This window comes from Lentilactobacillus kefiri (assembly GCF_009739535.1).
Classification (GTDB): Bacteria; Bacillota; Bacilli; order Lactobacillales; family Lactobacillaceae; genus Lentilactobacillus; species Lentilactobacillus kefiri.
Map to the genome: position 1 here is coordinate 226,462 of NZ_CP029971.1, position 19,934 is coordinate 246,395.

Here is a 19,934-nt window from a genome sequence, read left to right on the forward strand (position 1 = left end):
GTTTTGATGAAACATTTCGGAAAAAGCTTGTTATTGCTGGGAACAGTGCTATTTTCATTGACGTTAACGGCCAATATGAATAGGCAATCAACTGACGCCCACGCTGCCACTGCAAAGGTTTTAAAAGTTCGGCCGATTACTAAAACAGCTTACCGCACCTCTGAGGGATATATTTACAAGAATGCCAAGCTGACTAAAAAAAGTCACAATGCAAAAAACTACCCGCAAACCGTCTTTTATTCGACAAAACAAGTCATCATCAAGAAGGCAAACGGGAAAACCGCTGTTTATTACTATATAGCTAATAAAGGGAATACCGTTAAAGGTTATATTTGGCACGGATACCTCACCAAATTTCAAAAAGCAATGTCACAAAAGTCGTTAATCAAGCTCATTAATAATGCACCGGATATGAATCCGGATGAATCGATTCTAAGATTGAAACCGGTGAACTATGAGGTTCATGAAGCGGCCTTTGACCTTGCCTATAACGTCTTTCACTTCTCACCAACATCCATGTTTAAGAACGACCAGGCAACAATTTATGTACCGGATCCGGCTTTAAGCCAACACGTGGAAAATGCCATGAATAAGTGGAATAAATCCTTGGGGACAACCGTTTTTAAGATGGGTAATAAGAATCATTACACCTTAAAAATTTCATTTGGAAACGGCACTCAAGAAAACTGGGATGGTTTATACGATGGTAAGCAGATCTATGTTGATCGATCGCATTACCGGGATCCAAAATACCCAACCGGCTACATCCGACCACAATTGGCAGCCAAGTTTACGATTTCTCAATATTGGGATGGTGTGATTGCCCACGAACTCGGGCATACATTGGGGCTGGATCATACAGGATACCAAGCCGATTTAATGTATGCTTCCAGCAGTTCCGGAAGCATGATTGCCAAATACAAGTGGAAAAAGCCGGTTGAAAAATCGTCAACTGGACTGGATGGAACGGAAATGGCAGCAATCACCAACCATGATTTAAATCGAGCAAAGTTAACCAAGTTGCTTGGTTACTGGTAATAAAAGAGCATCGAAGCTTTGGCGTGACATAACGCCTTCAACTTCGATGCTCCTTTTTAAATGGATTAGTGAAACAAACCAAGTTTGGCAATACGTTGACAAGCTTCTGTAAATCTCGGCTCGTCAATTAGAAGGCCAACCCGAACGAATCCTTCTCCACCTTTGCCAAACCCGTTTCCAGGGGCAACGGCAACCGCAGCCTTATCCAAAAGCAGGTCTGCAAACGATTCGCTGGTGTAACCCTTTGGAACCGGCATCCAGGCATAGAAGGAACCACCAGACTGATAAGGTTCCCAGCCAATTGCCCGAGCCGCTTTGAAGAACTGGTTTCGCCGTTTCTCGTATAAAGCAACAAGTTGACGGACTGATTTCTGATCACTATTAAGTGCCGTAATGGCGGCTTTTTGAATCGCCGGAAAGACACTCACAAATAAATGATCCTGGATGAGATTAATCGCTTCGATCATATCAGCGTTTCCAGCCGCAAATCCAATTCGCCAGCCGGCCATGTTATATGATTTGGAAAAAGTATCCATTTCAATACCAACATCTTTGGCACCTGGAGTTTGTAAAAAGCTGACTGGCTTCTTACCATCAAATCCAATTGCCCCATAAGCGAAATCTTGAACAACGCCAATTTGGTGAGCTTTCGCAAAGTCGACCGTGTGTTGATAAAATTCAGAAGTTGCCACGGCGCCGGTCGGATTGTTGGGATAGTTCAAATACATCAATTTGGCAGCGTCCACAACCTTGGGATCCAATTGATCATAGTCAGGCAGGAAGTTGTTTTCTTCCTTCAACCTCATTAATTCCAGTTTAACTTGAGCCAAAGCAACTCCGGATAAATAGTCAGGATATCCGGGATCAGGCAAAAGCATCGTAACACCGGGATTTAAAATTGCGAACGGCAGCTCTACCAGACCGATCTTGGAACCGCCAAGAATAGCGATCTCCTTTTCAGGATCTAGTGAAACTCCGTATTCACGTTTGTAAAATCCGGCAGCTGCTTTCTTCAGTTCAGGATCACCCCTGAACTGAGAGTATTTATGATTTGCCGGATCGGCGGTTTGTTCCTGCATCGCTTTAACAATAAAGTCCGGGGTGGGCTGATCCGGATTCCCCTGCCCTAAATTAATAACATCGGCTCCGGTTGCCACTTTTGCATTGACCTTCTTGACCAAGCTGGCGAAAAATTGTTTCGGTAGTTGTTGTAAAACTTTTGATTCTTCAAATTTCAAGTTGCTTCCTCCGATCCAAATATGTCTGAGTCACAAACTCACACATCGTAAAGTTTACAGATAATTATGGTTGTGGAAGAAACCAATGTCAATCAATTTTCTAATTTAAAATTAATAATTCTCAGTGTTCTGCAATGATACGTCAATGTTGTCAACGTTTGCACAAATCGCTTGAAGCTATACAGATTCTATAATTTCTGGTATTATATTCCCATTATTATATGTTATGTTTTATTACATATGTCTAGGAGGAATAATTCATGAAGCGGAAAGTGTTATCAGCTTTCGGATTGTTGGCAGTATTTGTCGCGATCTTATTTTGTTTGGGCTTGCCAGGCAGTAAAGCACAGGCAAAAACTTATCAAATTGGAACAGACGTCACATATCCACCATTTGAGTTTGCCAATAAGAAAAACAAATACGTTGGAATCGATATTGACATCATAAAGGCAATTGCCAAAGAGGAAGGCTTTAAGGTTAACGTTAAGCCGGTTGGATTTAATGCAGCTGTTCAATCAGTTCAATCTGGCCAACTCGACGGAATCATTGCCGGGATGACAATTACCCCGGAACGAAAAGACAAGTTCGATTTCGGAACCCCCTACTATAAGACTGGTGCAGTCATGGCCGTCAAAAAAGGCAGCAATATTACCAGTTTCAAACAGCTGAAGGGTAAAAAGGTCGCATTGAAGACCGGTACCGCAGCGGCTGATTACGCAAACAGCTTAAAAAAGAAATACGGCTTCAAAACAGTCACGTTCGATGATTCGGATAATATGTATCAGGATGTAACTACTGGAAACTCGGTTGCTTGTTTCGATGATCAGCCTGTCCTTCAGTATGGGATTAAACACGGCTTAAAGCTCCAGATTGCCTCTAAGCCTGCCAACCAAGGTTGGTATGGGTTTGGTGTTAAAAAGGGCACTCACAAGCAATTAATCAAGAAATTCAACGCCGGCCTGAAAATCATCCGGGAAAACGGAACCTACGATAAGATCGTTGGTAAGTATCTCGGTACCACAGCCAACCCGCAAGTTAAGGGTAAAACTTTCACCATCGGTACTGACGTTACTTTCCCACCATTTGAGTTTGCCAATAAAAATAACAAATATGTCGGAATTGATATGGATTTAATCCGAGCGATTGCCAATGAACAAGGATTCAAAGTGAAGATCAAAGCCTTGGGATTCAACGCAGCCGTTCAAGCTGTTGAATCCGGTCAGGCAGATGGTGTCATCGCCGGGATGTCGATTACCAATGCCCGAAAAGCCCAATTTGACTTCTCCAAGCCCTATTTCAATTCAGGGGTTGTCATGGCAGTTGCCAAAAACAGTAAGATTCATAAACTGTCAGAGTTGCGAGGCAAAAAAGTCGCTGTTAAAACAGGAACTTCAGGTGCCGATTACGCAAATAGTCTGAAGAAAAAATACGGCTTTAAAGTTGTCACGTTTGATGATTCAAACAATATGTATCAAGATGTTACAACCGGAAATTCAATCGCCTGCTTTGAAGACCACCCGGTTATGCAGTATGCAATAAAGCAAGGAACCAAACTTAAGATCGTTACCAAACCGGCATTAAATGCCCCTTACGGATTTGCCGTTAAGAAAGGTCATAATCAGGCCCTTCTCAAGGCATTTAACACCGGTCTGGAGGATTTAAAAGCCAGTGGGACTTATGATACCATCAAGGCCAAATACCTCGGTAGCGATGAAATCAAGACTGCTGCCAAGACTTCCGGAAACAGTGCTGAAGATCGAACATTTATTGGATTAATCAAGCAAAACCAAGGTGCCCTTCTTTCAGGACTTAAAGAAACTCTTTGGTTAACGGTTGTTTCAATCTTCTTTGCAACCATTTTTGGGGTCCTCGTAGGATTGATGGGCGTTGTGCCAAATAAGTTCAGTCGCGGTACTTCAACAACCTTGATTTACCTATTTAGAGGAATGCCACTGCTGGTGCTGGCATTATTCATTTACACAGGAATTCCAAGCTTAACTGGTCAGAAGATTCCGGCATTTGTCGCTGGTGTTATCACTTTAACCTTTAACGAAGGTGCGTATATTGCGGCGTTCGTTAAAGGTGGAATTGAGGCTGTTGATCCCGGCCAGATGGAAGCCGCAAGAAGTTTGGGATTGCCATTTGGAAAATCCATGAGAAAAATTATTTTGCCTCAGGGAATCAGGATCATGGTGCCATCATTCATCAACCAGTTTATTATTACTTTAAAGGATACCTCAATCCTATCGATTATCGGGTTGTTGGAATTGACCCAGACCGGTAAGATTATTATTGCGAGAAACTTGGAAGGATTTAAAGTCTGGACAATCGTTGCCGCAATTTATCTGATCATCATTACTGTTTTAACTTGGTTATCAAATTGGGTACAAAGGAGAACTAAGGTATGAGTGAAAAAGTAAAAGTAACAAATTTAGTCAAAACCTTTGGCGATAACGAGGTCCTCAAAGGAATCAATTTAACTGTTCAAAATAATGAAGTGGTCGTAATTATCGGCCCCTCCGGCTCAGGAAAAAGTACCCTCCTCCGCAATTTGAATAAACTTGAGGAACCAACCTCAGGTTCAATCGTGATTGATAACGTTGATATTGCCCGTAACGATGTTGATATCAATTCCGTTCGTGAAAACATTGGAATGGTCTTCCAACACTTCAATTTGTTCAAAAACCTGACAGTTGGTGAAAACATTATGCTGGCACCAATTGAATTGAAAAAGGAAACCAAAGAACAGGCCGAAGCTCAAGCCAAGAAATTATTAGCAACAGTTGGTCTGGAAGAAAAATTTGGTGCAACCGTTCAATCCCTATCAGGTGGCCAGCAGCAACGGGTTGCCATTGCCCGTGCCTTGGCAATGAACCCAGATATTATGTTATTTGACGAACCAACCTCAGCCCTTGATCCGGAAATGGTTGGTGACGTACTGGAAGTCATGAAGAAATTGGCAAAGCAAGGAATGACAATGGTAGTTGTGACCCATGAAATGGGCTTTGCAAAAGAAGTTGCCGACAGAGTTGTCTTTGTCGATGATGGCCAAATTCTTGAAGAAGGCACGCCGGAACAAATTTTTGAACACCCTAAAAATGAGCGACTACAAGATTTCTTGAACAAGATTTTGAATGTTTAACAATCAATCAAGCGCGTTAGATTTAATAACTCTAACGCGCTTTTTGTATGGTATTTGTTTGTTGTACGGATTCAAATCCCCCCTATTTTGTGGAATCATTAACAATTTGTCATGTTCGCCTGTAAAACGAATTATGGCAAATGTATAATTAAAATAAATCAATTATGGAACTTTATCGTAGCCTTTGACTTTCGATACAGGACCAATGAATTATGAATTTATTTTGAGGGGGATAACCAAGTGAAGTTACATAAGCATTTTATATTAGCAGTGATTTTGCTGTTACTAACAGGTGGCACGTTGACCGCCTGCAGCGACGATGAAAGTCAATCATCCAGCGATCATTCAACAAGCGTGACATCGAGCAGTGAATCGGTTGCCAAAAAAACACCTTCAGTGCACCACAAGCGTCTGCATTCCAGTACTTCCCACAAGTCCAATCAGCAACACAGTGCCATTTTAAATAAGCTGGTGAAATACACCAACGCTGAATCGGCAGGCCCTACTGGAGACTATTATTGGACAAACGGTAAAGCTCATTTTACCGATTTTTCAGGGTTGAAATCAGGCGATTATCGTTTTACAGCTGACAGTCAGGGACGATCCGGAACTGCCAGAGCCGTTTTGACTTATTCTGAATACACAGCGTCTAGAGGAAGTCGCCAGGGGGAACCACTCGAGCCACCTGCCTGGCCGGGAAACAAGATTGTTGCCATCAGCTATGGCTTGACCGGTCGCACATATCACGGTTATTTGTACAATAAGAGCCATTCGATTGGAGACAGTTTGCTGGGAGCCAAGTCCTATACCTCGGAATACAATTTTACGACCGGAACCCGACCTCAAAACGTCGGTGCTGATCAAAATGGCGGCATGCGAGCTGCAGAAGAATCGGCAGAAAATTATTGGGAAAGTTATCCTAACACTCACCACGTGATTTATTATCAAACAACCCCACTGTACAAAGGTGACGAAACGATGCCCCGTGGTTCAATCGTGGATGTCCGATCATCTGATAAAACACTAAACAAAGAAATTGTAGTCATTAATTCAGCTGAAGGCATCCGACTTAACTATGCAACTGGTAGCAACAATGCCCGAACCTATGTCCGACAACCTCAGCATCATACAACTCAAGCAACTCACCACACCACTCAAGCAGCCGGATCGACAACTAAAGATGGTTCATGGACAGTTGCCGCCTCAGGAATGGTCTTTGTCTCTGACAGTCATAAATATTACTCGGAGGTAAAGAATCCCAACAATTATCAATACGAAAGTCAATCTCAGGCAAATGCCAGTGGTGCGACAGAGGCTTCACGTGGTAATCAGTATGCAAGGCCTTAGTTACGGACCGTATGTGGTAAAATAATGGCGTATGCAGTCACTTTATGATGATAAGGAGCAATGATGACGATGAAGTTTATGATGGCTTGTGCAGCAAGTATAATGCTGTGTGGTGGTACCGTTGGTGTTGTCCACTACTGCAATTCTCCACATCAAGTACAACCACGAGTAGAACGTGGTTGCGGAATGGGAAGATAATTGAATGTAACCCATAATTAAACAACGATAAAAGGCCTGTATCTACAAACGGATACAGGCCTTTTTGCTACCCCATTTTACTGAACAAAACAAAAAGAGGAACGCCGATAAACGACGTTCCTCAATGACGCAATGTGCTCTATATGAGCTACTTAGTACCGGAGGCGGGGTTCGAACCCACACGATCTCAACGATCACTGGATTTTGAGTCCAGCGCGTCTGCCAATTCCGCCACTCCGGCAAAATAATAATAAGATTGATTGGCCAATACATGGAAAAAGGCGGTAATCGGATTCGAACCGACGATGAAGGTTTTGCAGACCTCTGCCTTACCACTTGGCTATACCGCCATAACTTTGGCTAACCCAACTGGGTTAGCTGGATTCGAACCAGCGCATGACAGAGTCAAAGTCTGTTGCCTTACCACTTGGCTATAACCCAATCAAAAGGCGGTATGTGGGAATCGAACCCACGCGTGTCGGATCCACAAACCGATGTGTTAACCACTTCACCAATACCGCCATAGTATTATTAACAGGGATAGTAGGAGTTGAACCCACACCGACGGTTTTGGAGACCGTAGTTCTACCATTAAACTATATCCCTATAAGATGGAGGGGAGTGGATTCGAACCACCGAACCCGAAGGAGCGGATTTACAGTCCGCCGCGTTTAGCCAGACTTCGCTACCCCTCCATGAATGGCGCGGGACAGAATCGAACTGCCGACACATGCAGCTTCAATGCATTGCTCTACCGACTGAGCTACCGAGCCATTAACCATCTTGAGTATAATAATACCATATGTTGTGTATTCAATTGTCAAATACATAACAACGGTTCGTACGAGACTCGAACTCGTGATCTCCTGCGTGACAGGCAGGCGTCCTAACCAGCTAGACCAACGAACCAATGTTGCTATGGAAATGGAGGATACAGGGATCGAACCTGTGACCTCCTGCTTGTAAGGCAGATGCTCTCCCAGCTGAGCTAATCCTCCATAATGACCCGTACGGGATTTGAACCCATGTTACCGCCGTGAAAGGGCGGTGTCTTAACCACTTGACCAACGGGTCATAAACTTATTATTCGGTTACGGAGAGTAAGGGATTCGAACCCTTGAAACAGGCTTTTACCCGTTTACATCATTTCCAATGATGCTCCTTCGGCCAGCTCGGACAACTCTCCATTGAAATAATAACTCCGGCAGGCGGGCTCGAACCGTCGACAACCTGATTAACAGTCAGGTGCTCTACCAACTGAGCTATGCCGGAATAATCGCGTGGCAACGTCCTACCCTCGCAGGGGGCGATCCCCCAACTACTCTTGGCGTGCAGAAGCTTAACTTCTGTGTTCGGCATGGGAACAGGTGTATCCTTCTGGCTATCGCCACCACACTATTTTTCCTTGAAAGAACTTCGTTCTCTCAAAACTAGCTAATATTAATTTTCTGTACCTTGAACACCATTTCTACTTGGTTAAGTCCTCGACCGATTAGTATTGGTCCGCTCCGTACATCACTGCACTTCCACTTCCAACCTATCTACCTGATCATCTTTCAGGGGTCTTACTTCCATATAGGAATGGGAAATCTCATCTTGAGGTGAGTTTCACACTTAGATGCTTTCAGCGTTTATCTCATCCATACGTAGCTACCCAGCGATGCGCCTGGCGGCGCAACTGGTACACCAGCGGTATGTCCATCCCGGTCCTCTCGTACTAAGGACAGCTCCTCTCAAATTTCCTACGCCCGCAACGGATAGGGACCGAACTGTCTCACGACGTTCTGAACCCAGCTCGCGTACCGCTTTAATGGGCGAACAGCCCAACCCTTGGGACCGACTACAGCCCCAGGATGCGATGAGCCGACATCGAGGTGCCAAACCTCCCCGTCGATGTGGACTCTTGGGGGAGATAAGCCTGTTATCCCCAGGGTAGCTTTTATCCGTTGAGCGATGGCCCTTCCATACGGTACCACCGGATCACTAAGCCCGACTTTCGTCCCTGCTCGACCTGTCTGTCTCGCAGTCAAGCTCCCTTCTGCCTTTACACTCGTTGAATGATTTCCAACCATTCTGAGGGAACCTTTGGGCGCCTCCGTTACTGTTTGGGAGGCGACCGCCCCAGTCAAACTGCCTACCTGACACTGTCTCCCGCCACGCTAAGTGGCGCGGGTTAGAGTGTTCACACAGCGAGGGTAGTATCCCACCAACGCCTCTGCCGAAACTAGCGTTCCGGCCTCAATGGCTCCTACCTATCCTGTACAAGCTGTGTCAACACCCAATATCAAGCTACAGTAAAGCTCCATGGGGTCTTTCCGTCCTGTCGCGGGTAACCTGCTTCTTCACAGGTATCTTAATTTCACCGAGTCTCTTGTTGAGACAGTGCCCAGATCGTTACGCCTTTCGTGCGGGTCGGAACTTACCCGACAAGGAATTTCGCTACCTTAGGACCGTTATAGTTACGGCCGCCGTTTACTGGGGCTTCATTTCTGGGCTTCGCCGAAGCTAACTCATCCACTTAACCTTCCAGCACCGGGCAGGCGTCAGCCCCTATACGTCATCTTACGATTTTGCAGAAACCTGTGTTTTTGATAAACAGTCGCCTGGGCCTTTTCACTGCGGCTGTGCTTGCGCACAGCACCCCTTCTCCCGAAGTTACGGGGTCATTTTGCCGAGTTCCTTAACAAGAGTTCACTCGCTCACCTGAGGATTCTCTCCTCGACTACCTGTGTCGGTTTGCGGTACGGGTAGTTGATTACTCACTAGAAGCTTTTCTCGGCAGTGTGACGTTGGTTGCTTCCCTACTTAAATTTCGGTCCTCATCACCACTTGTCAACCCGCCAAAAAGCATTTAACTCTTTGACTGACTTGTGGCTTAAACATCCGTTTCCAGCTGGATGCACAACTTAGCCTCCTGCGTCCCTCCATCGCTCAAACATAATCAACTAGTACAGGAATCTCAACCTGTTATCCATCGCCTACGCCTTTCGGCCTCGGCTTAGGTCCCGACTAACCCTGGGAGGACGAGCCTTCCCCAGGAAACCTTAGTCATTCGGTGAATCAGATTCTCACTGATTTTTCGCTACTCATACCGGCATTCTCACTTCTAAGCGCTCCACCAGTCCTTACGGTCTGGCTTCATTGCCCTTAGAACGCTCTCCTATCACTTGACCTAATGGTCAAGTCCACAGTCTCGGTAATATGCTTAGCCCCGGTAAATTTTCGGCGCGGAATCACTCGACTAGTGAGCTATTACGCACTCTTTAAATGGTGGCTGCTTCTGAGCCAACATCCTAGTTGTCTATGCAACTCCACATCCTTTTCCACTTAGCATATATTTAGGGACCTTAACTGGTGGTCTGGGCTGTTCCCCTTTTGACGATGGATCTTATCACTCACCGTCTGACTCCCGGATAAAAATCAATGGTATTCGGAGTTTATCTGAATTTAGTAACCCATGACGGGCCCCTCGTCCAAACAGTGGCTCTACCTCCATGATTCTACGTCCGAGGCTAGCCCTAAAGCTATTTCGGAGAGAACCAGCTATCTCCAAGTTCGTTTGGAATTTCACCGCTACCCACACCTCATCCCAGCACTTTTCAACGTACACGGGTTCGGGCCTCCAGCGCGTTTTACCGCACCTTCACCCTGGACATGGGTAGATCACCTGGTTTCGGGTCTACAGCAACATACTTAAACGCCCATTTCAGACTCGCTTTCGCTGCGGCTCCGGCTTTTAAACCTTAACCTTGCATGTTACCGTAACTCGCCGGTTCATTCTACAAGAGGCACGCTATCACCCATTAACGGGCTCTAACTGCTTGTAGGCACATGGTTTCAGGAACTATTTCACTCCCCTTCCGGGGTGCTTTTCACCTTTCCCTCACGGTACTGGTACACTATCGGTCACTAGAGAGTATTTAGCCTTGGGAGATGGTCCTCCCGGATTCCGACGACGTTTCACGTGTGTCGCCGTACTCAGGATCCTGAACTGAGGGTCATTGATTTCACCTACGGGGCTATCACCCTGTTTCGCCAACCTTCCCAGATTGTTCGATTATCAACAACTTTGGTAACTCAAATGTTCAGTCCTACAACCCCAACGAGCAAGCTCGTTGGTTTGGGCTGTTCCCCGTTCGCTCGCCGCTACTTAGGGAATCGAAATTTCTTTCTGCTCCTGTGGGTACTGAGATGTTTCAGTTCCCCACGTCTACCTCTATATCGCTATGAATTCACGATATAGTAACAGCTGATTAAAGCTGCTGGGTTTCCCCATTCGGAAATCTCCGGATCAAAGCTTACGTACAGCTCCCCGAAGCATATCGGTGTTAGTCCCGTCCTTCATCGGCTTCTAGTGCCAAGGCATCCACCATGCGCCCTTTTTAACTTAACCTGTACATCACTACGTGATGCAAAGTTAATTGAGTATTTGCGATTTTTTCTAGTTAACAAACTCAAAATAACGCGGTGTTCTCGGTTGAAATTATATTAAATACAATTTCAAAAAATTATTACAGAAAATTAATATTATCTAGTTTTCAAAGAACCAAGTTTGACACTCTCGTGTCAATGGAGAATAGCGGGATCGAACCGCTGACCCCCTGCTTGCAAAGCAGGTGCTCTCCCATCTGAGCTAATTCCCCATGTTACGGCGGTCTTGTAAGGCCGTGGATGGGCCTAAATGGACTCGAACCATCGACCTCACGCTTATCAGGCGTGCGCTCTAACCAGCTGAGCTATAGGCCCAAAAAGCGTAACCACTTTTGAGAGTAAACCTCTCAAAACTAAACAAAACTTTCGACAATGTGCAGGATTCCGTTTTTCCTTAGAAAGGAGGTGATCCAGCCGCAGGTTCTCCTACGGCTACCTTGTTACGACTTCACCCTAATCATCTGTCCCACCTTAGACGGCTGGTCCCCGAAGGTTACCTCACCGGCTTTGGGTGTTACAAACTCTCATGGTGTGACGGGCGGTGTGTACAAGGCCCGAGAACGTATTCACCGTGGCATGCTGATCCACGATTACTAGCGATTCCAACTTCATGCAGGCGAGTTGCAGCCTGCAATCCGAACTGAGAACGGCTTTAAGAGATTAGCTTGACCTCGCGGTTTCGCGACTCGTTGTACCGTCCATTGTAGCACGTGTGTAGCCCAGGTCATAAGGGGCATGATGATTTGACGTCATCCCCACCTTCCTCCGGTTTGTCACCGGCAGTCTTGCTAGAGTGCCCAACTGAATGCTGGCAACTAACAATAAGGGTTGCGCTCGTTGCGGGACTTAACCCAACATCTCACGACACGAGCTGACGACAACCATGCACCACCTGTCATTCTGTCCCCGAAGGGAACGCCTAATCTCTTAGGTTGGCAGAAGATGTCAAGACCTGGTAAGGTTCTTCGCGTAGCATCGAATTAAACCACATGCTCCACCGCTTGTGCGGGCCCCCGTCAATTCCTTTGAGTTTCAACCTTGCGGTCGTACTCCCCAGGCGGAGTGCTTAATGCGTTAGCTGCAGCACTGAAGGGCGGAAACCCTCCAACACTTAGCACTCATCGTTTACGGCATGGACTACCAGGGTATCTAATCCTGTTCGCTACCCATGCTTTCGAGCCTCAGCGTCAGTTACAGACCAGACAGCCGCCTTCGCCACTGGTGTTCTTCCATATATCTACGCATTTCACCGCTACACATGGAGTTCCACTGTCCTCTTCTGCACTCAAGTCTCCTGGTTTCCGATGCACTTCTCCGGTTAAGCCGAAGGCTTTCACATCAGACCTAAGAAACCGCCTGCGCTCGCTTTACGCCCAATAAATCCGGACAACGCTTGCCACCTACGTATTACCGCGGCTGCTGGCACGTAGTTAGCCGTGGCTTTCTGGTTGGATACCGTCAAGATGTCAACAGTTACTCTGACACCTGTTCTTCTCCAACAACAGAGTTTTACGAGCCGAAACCCTTCATCACTCACGCGGCGTTGCTCCATCAGACTTTCGTCCATTGTGGAAGATTCCCTACTGCTGCCTCCCGTAGGAGTTTGGGCCGTGTCTCAGTCCCAATGTGGCCGATTACCCTCTCAGGTCGGCTACGTATCATTGCCTTGGTAGGCCGTTACCTTACCAACAAGCTAATACGCCGCGGGTCCATCCTAAAGTGATAGCCGAAGCCATCTTTTAAACCAAAACCATGTGGTTTTGGTTGTTATACGGTATTAGCACCTGTTTCCAAGTGTTATCCCCTACTTCAAGGGCAGGTTACCCACGTGTTACTCACCAGTTCGCCACTCGTTTCGTGTTAAATCATTTAAATGCAAGCATCTAAAATCAATAACGGAAACGCGTTCGACTTGCATGTATTAGGCACGCCGCCAGCGTTCGTCCTGAGCCAGGATCAAACTCTCATCTTAAAATGTTTTAAAATGATAAGCCTGTTATAGCTAATGATTTAAATTTATTATTTGTTATTACGAATTGACTTCGCAAATGTTTGGCTTCGATCAAAGATCGAAGCGCCCTGCACATTTGTTTGTCGAAAATTTTGTTCAGTTTTCAAAGGTCTACTGAGTTGTCGTAAGCGCTTATTTATCGCTTTTGACAACTATTTAATATTATCAGATATTCAACTTGAAATCAAGTGATTTTTTAACTCAATTTGTAAAATTGAAATTCACAAGCGAATCAAATGAATAATTGACAACGAAAAATATTATACCCAATTTATTGGTGTTAGGTCAAGGACTTTCTTAAAAACTAATCAAAAAAGTTTCGGGCATCACGCATCCATTGACTTCTAGCATCCGCCAGGCTCTTAAAGCCGATGTTTAATCGATAGTTTGTCCAATAATGAATATTCCTTGGGCGGAAGTTTTTCGGATGCTTAATAAGATCCAAATCAGGCTGATGGCTTCTCATTGATAAACTAATTTTTCCTGAGTACTCATCAATATCGATAATCAACGTAGAAACCGGCTGGCCAATCGTGAACATATTAAAAATGTTATCAACATACCCGGATTTACACTCCGAGATGTGAATCAGTCCCTGTGTATGCTCACCAATGTCTACGAAGGCACCATACGGCTGGATCCCGGTTACTGTCCCTGTAACCGTCATTCCTACTTTAAATTTCATCTATAATCATCCTATCCATAATCTGCTTTTATATTGTAACCTTGAAAATCTGTTTTCACAACAAAACTTATTTTTTGTTAAAGGACAGCTAATAAATCACGCGGGTCAGACATAATTTGTTAGAATCAATTATAAATTTTCGAAAGGAATGATTATTTGAGTACGCTTATCGATTTTATCCTGCATATTGACAGCCATCTCATAAATATCGTAAATACATTTGGAGACTCAACATACTTAATTCTATTTGCGGTTATCTTTATTGAGACAGGAGCGGTAATCTTTCCGTTCCTTCCAGGAGACTCACTCCTGTTTGCAGCTGCGGCACTATCAGCCAACGCTACATATGGGTTGAATATTGGTCTGTTTATCATCATATTTCTGGCGGCATCAATTGGCGGAGATTCCTTAAACTTCTTTTTTGGTAACAAGTTTGGAGAAATCATCCCTCGTCATCGTATTCTTGGAAAATTCATTAAGGAAAAAGATCTGAGTAAAGCCCGGGGCTTTTTCGATAAATATGGGGCAATGGCCATTTTCTTTGGCCGGTTCATCCCCATCATCCGGACTTTAATTCCATTTGTCTCAGCAACCAGTGACTTCCCTTACAAACGATTCATCAAATACAATTTGATTGCCTGCATCTCGTGGGTCGCAATTTGTTGTGGCGCCGGATATTACTTTGGCAATATTCCTGTCGTTAAAGACCACTTCTCAATGGTCATTATCGGAATTGTGGGGATTTCATTAATTCCAGCAATTGTCGGTTATTTAAAGACGCGTTTTGCCTCTTCCAAGTAGACAGTAATTTACTTTCATAATAACAATTGATATAATGAAATCTGTTGTGGTGAGTTGGCAGAGTGGTAATGCACCGGACTCGAAATCCGGCGAACCGGCTAATACCGGCGCGCAGGTTCAAATCCTGTACTCACCTTAATAGCAGCAGGCGTTTAAGCGTTCTGGAAGATAATTCCAGAGCGCTTTTATTATCTTTTTAAATTGTTACCTGCACGCACCAATCCAAATCAAATTCAGACTTTTGGTGACCCAAAGGACATTCGTGCAGCCACCCAATCGCAACCGACATATACAGATTTCAAACAACCAACAACATTAAAAAAGTTCGTAACCACTGACATTTCAGTGATCACGAACTTTTGTTTTAATATTTTAAAAGTGAGAAGAAATCATAGTCCTTGATTTTATCGCGACCTTTAAGATCGGACAATTCAATCAAGAACGCGGTTCCAACAACAATTCCGCCAAGCTTTTCAACTAACCGGATAGTGGCGTCAATCGTGCCACCAGTGGCTAATAAATCATCGGTAACCAATACCCTCTGACCAGGTTTAACAGCGTTGGTACGCAAGTATAATGACGATTTACCGTATTCCAAGCCATAGCTTTCCTCAATGGTCTCCCCTGGCAGCTTATTCTTCTTGCGGGCAGGTGAAAATCCAACCCCCAGCTTATAGGCAACCGGACAGCCGACAATAAATCCACGTGCTTCTGGGCCGACAATCATTTGAACGTTTCGTGCTTTGGCAAAATCAACAATTTTATCCGTAGCAGCTCGATAGACTTCACCATTTTCAAGCATTGGTGAGATATCTCTAAAGAGGATTCCGGGTTCCGGAAAGTCCGGATATGAAGCAATATATTTTGAAAAATCGATTGGCATATTCTTTCTCCCTTTCATCAAACGCCCAAACAGTCCTTGACGAAGCTGACTAATTCATGAGTATTTGAAACCAGCAGTTTCTTTTCAGCAGCCAGTTGTTCAGTCCGAAGATGATAACTTGGTGCTGTTTTCAGATCACGGGCAGCGTAATTTGGATTCAGATTGATAATTCTGTCCTGGATCGTGATGAAATCCAATTCAAGGAAAACCTGAACCATAAAAATAATTGTCCGTGCGGAAATGTGGAGATGCTCTGAAATTTGTTTTAACTGCGTCGCAATATTGATGTTTGAGTGTTCTTTAATGAACCTAAATAGTTTAGCATAAGAATGACGATCTGGCATCCCTATTTTGGATATAAGTTGCTTTTTGTACAAATAAAGGACAGTGGTCTTCGGTGATACCTTCGACAAAACTTGGACCAGATCATCAACGACATCAGGGCAGTCAACAATATATAATTGTTGATCTTTAACGGCTTCCTGCTCAATTTGGTTGTACATCACAACCTGCGACTGATCATTCACATAACGTCGCAACTGTTTCAAAACTTTTTCGTGGAAGAAAACGTAGATCCCCGAATCAGTAAACATTTGTTTGTGCAGTTCACGGGTTCGTTCGTCAACAACTGGTTGAGGCGTTTCTTTCAAATCATCAATCATGACTTGAAGAGTTGTTCGATTATTCCATGTATTTTCACCAATCTCACCGACAACCTGCAATTGAGACTGACCGTTTTGAATGTCAGAAGCGACGTCTCCTTTACCAAAAGCAATCGCCGTCAGTTGGCTGTCACCTTGCACCATGGAGAACTTCAAATGATCATTTGTCTTCCCCATTGTCTTCACATTGGCAAGATGATCAAACTGAAATTTAAAGATTGGCTTGGGATTATCCTGGCCAAAAGGCGCCAGTGTCTTAATTTTATCACACAGATCCGGGGTAACCTTCAATACAGGCAACGCTCCTGAAATTTCCAATTGTGGTTTGACGGATAAATCCAAATGCTGCTCTTCAGCCGCCTTTTCAAGTTGATCTTTAAGCACGTCGACCTTGTCTTGTTTGATGGTGAGTCCAACAGCAGAGTGGTGGCCACCAAAGCCAACCGTTTGGTCACGAATCGGATCAATTGCTTTGAATAAATCAAAACTGTCGACACTCCGGCCAGAACCTTTGACTTCATCACTATCGTCGGAACCAGTCATCACAATTGTCGGTCGCTGATATTTATCAACCAATCGGCTGGCAACAATTCCCAAAACACCTTGATGCCAATTGTTGCCAACGACGACCAACGTATGACGCTTGCTGATGTCCCCATTTTCCTCAACCTTTTGAACAGCGTCAGTGAAAAATTGATCGACAAGCGACTTGCGCAAATCATTTTGCTGATTGGCAAATTTGGCCAATTCGGAAGCCCGATCCTCATCAAAAGTAGATAAGAGTTCAACTCCGACCGTTGCATCTTTGATTCTGCCAAGTGAATTCAAACGCGGTGCAATGCCAAAACCGATATCTTCTTCGCTAAATTGAGCCAAATTAATACCGGCTTCTTTGATTAAAGCCAGCAAACCAGGCCGCTGACTATTTTGAATGGCTTGAACACCAAATTTAACAATTGCCCGATTTTCGTCGGTTAATGAAACAACGTCGGCAACCGTCCCAATTGAAGCGATATCAATTAAATCAGACGGCACTTCGTCCATTAATGCCTGGGCAATTTTAAATGCAACCCCGGCACCACAAAGATCACCAAATGGATACGCCTTACCTTCATCATCTTTAACTCTGGGATGGATGATGGCATACGCATCGGGAAGCTTCTCCGGCAATGAATGGTGGTCAGTAACGACCACATCACAGTGCAATGCATTGGCCGCGGCAATCGCGTCAAATCCGGCCACGCCATTATCAACCGTGACAATTAGCGAGGTCCCATTATTCACAATACTTTGAAACGCCTTCACATTGGGACCGTAGCCCTCCGTAAATCGGTTGGGAATATAGTAGTCAACATCGGCTCCAAGATCACTCAACGTCTCATACATAATCGTCGTACTGGTAATACCATCGGCATCATAGTCACCGTAAACGGTGATGTGCTCGCCTTTTTCAACAGCCTGTCGAATCCGGTCGATCCCCTTTTTCATGTCATGCATCAAAAACGGGTCGTGAAATGAGCTGACAGAAGGATTCATGAAACTCTCCGCACCTTCTGCAGTTGTAATATCCCGCTGTACCAATAATTTGGCAACAAACGGGTCAATATTTGCATCCTTTGACAATTTATCAACTACATCCTGGTTGGCTGGTTGGTCAAGTTGCCATTTAAACTTGGAATTGATCATTAAAACACTCTACCTTACTTTTCCGAAGATAATTTTTCGGTTAATTTCGCAATTTCATCTTCCAGATCACTGATTTGTTGATCACGGCTGCCAATTTCCTGTTTGCCGGTTGAGTTCTTCAGTCTGGTCTCCAAAGCTTTCAAGTTATCGTTGAGCTCATCAATTTGAGTATTCAACTGATTCTGCTTTTGTTGGCTTTCAGACTCCAACTGTTTGAACTGTCGGTTTTTCTTCACGTTTTGAGTGGATGAAAACAGGAAAATAACAAGTGCGCCAATCAATAAACTAATTAAAATTAACAACACCAATGGTACCTTCAAAGATGCAAAGCCAAAATTAACTTCAACAGATTCAAAATTCATTAACGCAAAAATTGCGATAATAATAATCAAAATAATACTGAGAATTGTGCTAATTTGTTTCTTCAAAGTGAATCCCCCCGGAAATACTTATTAGTTCTTTTCAAATGGTATATCAATGACATCAAAGTCCTTGACTACTTTTGTATTGGGGAATACGGTCTGAGCCTGCTTTTCGAGTTCATGAGCCATCTTGCCTGTATATCGGGCCGAAATGTGGTTCAATAAAAGCATCTTGGCACCGGCCTGCTTGGCAATTTGAGCCGCCTGCATATTAGTTGAGTGGAAATAGTTCCTTGCGAGCTTGTTTTCCCCTTTACCAAAGGTACTCTCATGAACCAACGCATCAGCATGATCAGCGAGCTTGACAGCGTTGGCAGTCTTTCGCGTGTCTCCGATAATCGTGACAATTCGACCAGGTTGAGAATGACCGATCATTTCTTTTCCATCAATGACCCGGCCATCTTCAAGCTTAACCGTTTGCCCCATTTTTAACTTTCCGTATACTGGTCCCGACGGAATGTGTAGTTCCGTCAGCTTATCAACCATCAATTCACCCGGGTGATCGTGTTCAACAACCCGATAGCCAAAGCTGGTAATTCGATGATCTAACGGTGCGGCATAGACAGTAAACTTCTTACCTTCAAAAATCTTTCCGTCAGTATCTTTCGGAAGCTCATGATACCTGATCTTGTAAGATAATCGACTTTCAGAGATCTTCAAACTGACATTGACATATTCTTTAATTCCCTGAGGTCCGTATATATCCAACGGTGTATTTCCACCTTGAAATGACCGGCTGCTCAATAAACCAGGCAGGCCAAAAATGTGATCACCGTGTAAATGGCTGATGAATATTTTTTCTATTTTTCGAGGCCGGATAGTTGAACGAAGAATTTGGTGCTGGGTTCCCTCGCCGACGTCAAACAACCACACTGAGTTGATTTCATCCAACAGTCGAAGTGCCAAACTTGAAACGTTTCGAAACTTGCCTGGAGACCCTGCCCCAGTTCCTAAAAATTCAATCTGCATTATTATCGTTTCCTTATTTTTTAAAATCGAATGACAAAGCCAGCCTTATGCTGACTCCTAAAATCACTTTTCAATTGTATCATAATTACGATAAAATAATAATTAGAAGGGAGGGGGTTATCATCAATTTGGATGAGTTTTTCCGTGCCAGCAGTACACTAAATCCGAAGTTAACAATTTTAATTGCCGAAGGGAAACACTTTCTGCCCGTCAATGAATTGTTAATTGATAAAGATTCCTTATTGTTGGGCAAAACATCTCCATCTCACGGTGGATTTGCTACAATAACCTTAGATCAGTTTATGACCCGAACCAGACAACTTTCTCTTAAAACCGATTTGAGAACCTTAAATGATCATCAATTGGTTTTTGGGTTTAGAATTGTTAATAAATCAATTGTATTTTATTAGGGGATAAAAAC

12 protein-coding genes, 15 tRNA genes and 3 rRNA genes are annotated in these 19,934 nt (G+C 44.2%); 7 read left to right on the forward strand and 23 right to left on the reverse strand.

Annotation, left to right across the window (positions count from 1 at the left end):
- Positions 1-6 precede the first annotated feature (6 nt).
- A complete protein-coding gene (locus tag DNL43_RS01210) occupies positions 7-1,038 on the forward strand; it encodes a matrixin family metalloprotease (RefSeq protein WP_056983267.1) in 1,032 nt (343 codons plus the stop codon).
- Positions 1,039-1,103: 65 nt separating this feature from the next.
- On the opposite strand, the gene DNL43_RS01215 is transcribed toward DNL43_RS01210, so the two are convergent.
- A complete protein-coding gene (locus DNL43_RS01215) occupies positions 1,104-2,276 on the reverse strand; it encodes a pyridoxal phosphate-dependent aminotransferase (protein WP_054769812.1) in 1,173 nt (390 codons plus the stop codon).
- 260 nt (positions 2,277-2,536) lie between these two features.
- On the opposite strand from DNL43_RS01215, the gene DNL43_RS01220 reads away from it, so the two are divergent.
- From DNL43_RS01220 to DNL43_RS01230, 3 genes are all read left to right on the forward strand, one after another.
- On the forward strand, positions 2,537-4,684 hold the full coding sequence (locus DNL43_RS01220; RefSeq protein ID WP_095345052.1) for an ABC transporter substrate-binding protein/permease: 2,148 nt from the start codon (positions 2,537-2,539) through the stop codon (positions 4,682-4,684).
- Positions 4,681-5,418 (forward strand): amino acid ABC transporter ATP-binding protein, encoded by a 738-nt coding sequence (locus tag DNL43_RS01225; protein WP_056983265.1) that lies wholly within the window; start codon positions 4,681-4,683, stop codon positions 5,416-5,418. The genes DNL43_RS01220 and DNL43_RS01225 overlap by 4 nt, the downstream gene beginning before the upstream one ends.
- A gap of 240 nt (positions 5,419-5,658) precedes the next feature.
- The gene (locus DNL43_RS01230; RefSeq protein WP_056983263.1) at positions 5,659-6,765 is read left to right on the forward strand and encodes a DNA/RNA non-specific endonuclease; all 1,107 of its coding nucleotides are present in this window, start codon (positions 5,659-5,661) and stop codon (positions 6,763-6,765) included.
- Positions 6,766-7,119: 354 nt separating this feature from the next.
- Here the strand turns inward: DNL43_RS01230 and DNL43_RS01235 are convergent.
- The 18 genes from DNL43_RS01235 to DNL43_RS01320 form a co-directional block, all read right to left on the reverse strand.
- A tRNA-Leu gene (locus DNL43_RS01235) sits at positions 7,120-7,204 on the reverse strand.
- 38 nt (positions 7,205-7,242) lie between these two features.
- Positions 7,243-7,313 (reverse strand) — tRNA-Cys (locus DNL43_RS01240).
- 19 nt (positions 7,314-7,332) lie between these two features.
- A tRNA-Gln gene (locus DNL43_RS01245) sits at positions 7,333-7,404 on the reverse strand.
- 7 nt (positions 7,405-7,411) lie between these two features.
- Positions 7,412-7,484: transfer RNA gene (locus DNL43_RS01250), tRNA-His, on the reverse strand.
- A 14-nt stretch (positions 7,485-7,498) separates the two neighbouring features.
- Positions 7,499-7,569, reverse strand: a tRNA-Trp gene (locus DNL43_RS01255).
- 6 nt (positions 7,570-7,575) lie between these two features.
- A tRNA-Tyr gene (locus tag DNL43_RS01260) sits at positions 7,576-7,658 on the reverse strand.
- A gap of 5 nt (positions 7,659-7,663) precedes the next feature.
- Positions 7,664-7,736 (reverse strand) — tRNA-Phe (locus tag DNL43_RS01265).
- Positions 7,737-7,798: 62 nt separating this feature from the next.
- A tRNA-Asp gene (locus DNL43_RS01270) sits at positions 7,799-7,872 on the reverse strand.
- Between the two features lie 16 nt (positions 7,873-7,888).
- Positions 7,889-7,961 (reverse strand) — tRNA-Val (locus DNL43_RS01275).
- Between the two features lie 4 nt (positions 7,962-7,965).
- Positions 7,966-8,037, reverse strand: a tRNA-Glu gene (locus DNL43_RS01280).
- Between the two features lie 20 nt (positions 8,038-8,057).
- Positions 8,058-8,149, reverse strand: a tRNA-Ser gene (locus tag DNL43_RS01285).
- Between the two features lie 13 nt (positions 8,150-8,162).
- A tRNA-Asn gene (locus DNL43_RS01290) sits at positions 8,163-8,235 on the reverse strand.
- A gap of 6 nt (positions 8,236-8,241) precedes the next feature.
- Positions 8,242-8,358 (reverse strand): 5S ribosomal RNA (rrf, locus tag DNL43_RS01295).
- A 77-nt stretch (positions 8,359-8,435) separates the two neighbouring features.
- Positions 8,436-11,356, reverse strand: a 23S ribosomal RNA gene (locus tag DNL43_RS01300).
- A 177-nt stretch (positions 11,357-11,533) separates the two neighbouring features.
- Positions 11,534-11,606 (reverse strand) — tRNA-Ala (locus DNL43_RS01305).
- A 29-nt stretch (positions 11,607-11,635) separates the two neighbouring features.
- A tRNA-Ile gene (locus tag DNL43_RS01310) sits at positions 11,636-11,709 on the reverse strand.
- An 83-nt stretch (positions 11,710-11,792) separates the two neighbouring features.
- Positions 11,793-13,366 (reverse strand): 16S ribosomal RNA (locus DNL43_RS01315).
- The 16S, 23S and 5S rRNA genes sit together here with 14 tRNA genes alongside, the layout of an rRNA operon.
- A 343-nt stretch (positions 13,367-13,709) precedes the next feature.
- Positions 13,710-14,090 carry a CvfD/Ygs/GSP13 family RNA-binding post-transcriptional regulator gene (locus DNL43_RS01320; protein ID WP_054769500.1) on the reverse strand — a complete coding sequence of 127 codons (381 nt, stop codon included), beginning with the start codon at positions 14,088-14,090 and terminating at the stop codon, positions 13,710-13,712.
- 156 nt (positions 14,091-14,246) lie between these two features.
- Between DNL43_RS01320 and DNL43_RS01325 the strand changes: the two genes are divergently transcribed.
- Positions 14,247-14,891 carry a VTT domain-containing protein gene (locus tag DNL43_RS01325; RefSeq protein WP_056982213.1) on the forward strand — a complete coding sequence of 215 codons (645 nt, stop codon included), beginning with the start codon at positions 14,247-14,249 and terminating at the stop codon, positions 14,889-14,891.
- 48 nt (positions 14,892-14,939) lie between these two features.
- Positions 14,940-15,027, forward strand: a tRNA-Ser gene (locus DNL43_RS01330).
- Between the two features lie 228 nt (positions 15,028-15,255).
- On the opposite strand, the gene DNL43_RS01335 is transcribed toward DNL43_RS01330, so the two are convergent.
- From DNL43_RS01335 to rnz, 4 genes are read right to left on the reverse strand one after another with little or no spacing between them, the layout of a single operon-like run.
- Entirely contained in the window at positions 15,256-15,774 is a 519-nt protein-coding gene (locus DNL43_RS01335; protein ID WP_054769501.1) for an adenine phosphoribosyltransferase, read from the reverse strand.
- Positions 15,775-15,791: 17 nt separating this feature from the next.
- The gene (gene recJ / locus DNL43_RS01340; RefSeq protein ID WP_056982211.1) at positions 15,792-18,122 is read right to left on the reverse strand and encodes a single-stranded-DNA-specific exonuclease RecJ; all 2,331 of its coding nucleotides are present in this window, start codon (positions 18,120-18,122) and stop codon (positions 15,792-15,794) included.
- Between the two features lie 14 nt (positions 18,123-18,136).
- Positions 18,137-18,550, reverse strand: coding sequence for a lipopolysaccharide assembly protein LapA domain-containing protein (locus DNL43_RS01345; protein ID WP_054769502.1), 414 nt, complete (start codon positions 18,548-18,550; stop codon positions 18,137-18,139).
- Positions 18,551-18,574: 24 nt separating this feature from the next.
- Positions 18,575-19,513, reverse strand: coding sequence for a ribonuclease Z (gene rnz, locus DNL43_RS01350; protein WP_179286782.1), 939 nt, complete (start codon positions 19,511-19,513; stop codon positions 18,575-18,577).
- Positions 19,514-19,635: 122 nt separating this feature from the next.
- Here rnz and DNL43_RS01355 point away from each other — a divergent pair, with 122 nt between their 5' ends.
- Positions 19,636-19,923: a hypothetical protein gene (locus tag DNL43_RS01355; RefSeq protein WP_054769509.1), complete on the forward strand. Its 288-nt coding sequence runs from the start codon at positions 19,636-19,638 to the stop codon at positions 19,921-19,923.
- Positions 19,924-19,934 lie beyond the last annotated feature (11 nt).